The sequence below is a fragment of the Leucobacter celer subsp. astrifaciens genome, from assembly GCF_001273835.1.
GTDB lineage: Bacteria > Actinomycetota > Actinomycetes > Actinomycetales > Microbacteriaceae > Leucobacter > Leucobacter celer.
Genome location: NZ_JHEI01000218.1, coordinates 1 through 250, shown reverse-complemented (window position 1 = coordinate 250; position 250 = coordinate 1). Strand labels below are relative to the sequence as shown.

Annotated in this window: 1 protein-coding gene; it reads right to left on the bottom strand. The window is 67.6% G+C overall.

What is annotated here, in order from left to right:
• Positions 1 to 81 precede the first annotated feature (81 nt).
• A complete protein-coding gene (locus tag AMS65_RS20680; RefSeq protein ID WP_394324731.1) occupies positions 82 to 234 on the bottom strand; it encodes a hypothetical protein in 153 nt (50 codons plus the stop codon).
• Positions 235 to 250 lie beyond the last annotated feature (16 nt).

Genomic DNA, 250 nt, shown 5'->3' with positions numbered 1-250 from the left:
TGTGCGCAGCGGCGCGTTTGTCTGACGGGCAGAGGCCGGCATGAGCGTGTTCTGTTGTAGGGATGCGGCAATCACCGGGATCTACTCCTGATCGCTAGTCGCCGTCGTCAGGTGTCTATAAGAGGGAGGGGTATCGTGGTCCGCCCTGAGTTCCGCGCCCATCGCCCCCGCGGCGATCCCGGCCGACGCGGTCGCGGTGGCCGCCGAGCCGATCAGACCGATGCGGACGAGCACCGCGGGAGTGCCGAAG